The sequence below is a fragment of the Sodalis sp. (in: enterobacteria) genome, assembly GCF_047607725.1.
GTDB lineage: Bacteria > Pseudomonadota > Gammaproteobacteria > Enterobacterales > Enterobacteriaceae > JBLKSS01.
Map to the genome: position 1 here is coordinate 1 of NZ_JBLKSS010000271.1, position 2,583 is coordinate 2,583.

General features: G+C 55.2%; 6 protein-coding genes. All 6 read right to left on the reverse strand.

The genetic code is table 11. From position 1 onward, the window contains the following. Positions 1-134: 134 nt before the first annotated feature. The 6 genes from ACMX3H_RS18145 to ACMX3H_RS18170 all read right to left on the reverse strand — a co-directional run bounded on the left by ACMX3H_RS18145 (position 135) and on the right by ACMX3H_RS18170 (position 2,518). Positions 135-662, reverse strand: a complete 528-nt coding sequence (locus ACMX3H_RS18145; RefSeq protein WP_415211789.1) for a helix-hairpin-helix domain-containing protein — start codon at positions 660-662, stop codon at positions 135-137. An 18-nt stretch (positions 663-680) separates the two neighbouring features. After that, the gene (locus ACMX3H_RS18150) at positions 681-1,136 is read right to left on the reverse strand and encodes a helix-hairpin-helix domain-containing protein (protein WP_415211790.1); all 456 of its coding nucleotides are present in this window, start codon (positions 1,134-1,136) and stop codon (positions 681-683) included. Continuing rightward, the gene (locus ACMX3H_RS18155) at positions 1,126-1,314 is read right to left on the reverse strand and encodes an ANR family transcriptional regulator (protein WP_415211791.1); all 189 of its coding nucleotides are present in this window, start codon (positions 1,312-1,314) and stop codon (positions 1,126-1,128) included. Before ACMX3H_RS18155 ends, ACMX3H_RS18150 begins: the two co-directional genes overlap by 11 nt. 137 nt (positions 1,315-1,451) lie before the next feature. Then, positions 1,452-1,946: a ProQ/FINO family protein gene (locus ACMX3H_RS18160; protein ID WP_415211792.1), complete on the reverse strand. Its 495-nt coding sequence runs from the start codon at positions 1,944-1,946 to the stop codon at positions 1,452-1,454. 153 nt (positions 1,947-2,099) lie between these two features. After that, positions 2,100-2,339 carry a LuxR C-terminal-related transcriptional regulator gene (locus ACMX3H_RS18165; protein ID WP_415211794.1) on the reverse strand — a complete coding sequence of 80 codons (240 nt, stop codon included), beginning with the start codon at positions 2,337-2,339 and terminating at the stop codon, positions 2,100-2,102. Continuing rightward, on the reverse strand, positions 2,288-2,518 hold the full coding sequence (locus tag ACMX3H_RS18170) for a hypothetical protein (RefSeq protein WP_415211793.1): 231 nt from the start codon (positions 2,516-2,518) through the stop codon (positions 2,288-2,290). Before ACMX3H_RS18170 ends, ACMX3H_RS18165 begins: the two co-directional genes overlap by 52 nt. Positions 2,519-2,583: the final 65 nt, after the last annotated feature.

Genomic DNA, 2,583 nt, shown 5'->3' on the forward strand with positions numbered 1-2,583 from the left:
TCATCGCCGGATTATCCATGATCTGACAGCCGTCCCTTATAGGATGCGGGTTCACTAGGCATCGTAGTGGAACATATTCTTACCGGGCCATACAACAAACCCACCAATAATTCAAGACGTCCTCCACGGGGCGCTTACGACAGGGTTATCCTGTTGCGTTTTTCAACCCAGGGGATCGCCTTGCTCAACGCCAGCGCGCCCCAGGGAGGGAGACCCGCCGCCAGGCGTTTCAGATGCCCCGCCACGCCCTGCTCTGCGAGGGCAAGCGGCGTCAGGAACAGCCAGATATCTTCCTCGACGGGTTGCGCAACAAGATGACGGGCAGCAAGCTCCGTCGTGATAGCCTCCTGTATGATCGACTCAGGAATAGCGAGCAGCTTATGCGTCTGATGAATTAATGCCCCCTGCTCTTCGGCGCAATGCCCCTGTCCCGATAACTCCTGTAAAACATGGCGTACCCCTGCCTGTGCGCGAATAAGAGAGTGCGGATCAATGCCCATATTCTGAGCAATCTGATCGGCGGTCTTAAAACCAATGCCGTGAATATCTAACTCAAGCCGATAGGGATTTTCACGCACCTTCCTGATGGCCTCATCACCATAGGTTTTATATATTCGCACCGCCCTGGCGGTTCCTACACCCTGCGATTGCAAAAAGACCATGATCTCCCTGACCACTTTCTACTCGGCCCAGGCGGCGGTAATCTGTTGCTGGCGTTTTTTTCCTATCCCTGACAATGTCAGCAATCGTTCGGGATGGCGCTCTATAACATCAAAAACGGCATCGCCGAAAAAACGGACCAGCCGGCGGGCAAAGCCCGGTCCAATCCCTTTCACCATCCCTGAGCCCAGGTATTTCTCCATACCTTCCTGCGTGGTCGGGATAATGGTTTTCACCTGGTGGGTCTTGAACTGCATGCCGTGGTTAACATCATTAAACCAGACACCCTGGCATTCAATATACTCGCCGGTCGTAATGGCCGGGGTATTGCCGGTGACGGTAACCAGATCCCGATGGCCCGCTACTTTAGCCCTGACCACAAAAAATCCCGTCGCCTCACTGTGAAACGTCACCCGCTCAACGCTGCCCGTCAGGTGTTGGAGTGAAGACGGGTCATGGCGAAAATTATTCGGCATCCTCCTCCAGAGCAGCCTGCTGGCGACAATGATCGGCACGGCATCGTGCCCAATGGTCATTATCTGATCGCGTGGACTGCTCGGCCACCGCATCCCATTGCTGAGCCGCGGATAACCAGTGTTTCTCACGCTCGTATCGTGCGGCCAGTTCAGCAAGCCGCTTAAATTTCGTCAACATACTGTCCTTCCGGTCTTTTTAACGCCAATGAGATTAAAAGAAAAGCGCACGCGGTGAGACGCGTCATAACGCATTCACTACAGGCGTGAAATAATCAAACTTATTGGCATGATACTGCGTCAGACTACATTTTTTATTTATGGCGACGATGCCGTATCCTCTGGTGCAGTACGCCATTTCTCCAGCTGCTTCAGGGCATGGGCCTGCTGCTCCTCAGTCACTTCGCCACAGGACTGCCCGCTGAGGTCAAACCGACTACCACCGGCATGGACCGCTCGCTGATAGGCTGGCGTTTGCGTATAGAACATCAGCGCCGCGCTGGCCTTGGCGCGGGTTAGCTCCAGTTCACGCGCCTGGATATCGTCAAGGATATCCGCCACAATGCCAGTTTTGAGCGGCTTAGGCTGTTCAAGACTGAAGAGTTGCGGCCAGTGTGCCACCAGACTGGCGATGGCCTCCTGACCCCGGCGTAATTTTTTCGCCCGGTTCCTCGCGATGCGCTCTTCCCGACTCAGGGGTTTGGGCGGCGGCTGTTTCGGCTTTGTTTCCTTGACCGGCTTCGGTGCCTTTGCCTTCGGCGGCTTCGCCGGTTTTGGCGCCGGCGCGGGTTTCTCGGCATGCTTCGGATTCACAGTGATTTTTGGCTTGCGTCTGATACTGAGCAAGGGGCTCTTGGGTTCGGTCATCGGTTTTATTCTCTTGCTTGATGGTGCTTATGGGTATCATACCAGCAGGTCTCCCTTCCCGCGAATACGCGGCCGTCAGAGGCGACCACGTACCGGGCACTACGGGTTAATGACATGACTGACGCGGGGTCGCCATTGCGGGGGAATGGCGAACATCATCCCATGCTGGCGACAATAGTCATCTAGTTGTCGGACATTGTGGATACCTATCTTGTGATAGATAACCTGCAGACGGTTTTCTACCGTGCGATGCGGTATCTGGAGCCGCTGCCCAATGCGCTTGCTGCTCAGGCGCTGCAGCGATAAAAAAATGATGCCCCGCTCCCTGTCGCTAAACATATCATCAACGGGCCAGTCCTCCACCGGTCGGGGACACCCGCCTTCGAGATAGTCCGGTAGCGACAGGAACGGGAACGGCCGCGCATGGCAAAAGCTGCCGTTACACAGTAAGCGCCCCGTGGAGGACGTCTTGAATTATTGGTGGGTTTGTTGTATGGCCCGGTAAGAATATGTTCCACTACGATGCCTAGTGAACCCGCATCCTATAAGGGACGGCTGTCAGATCATGGATAATCCGGCGATG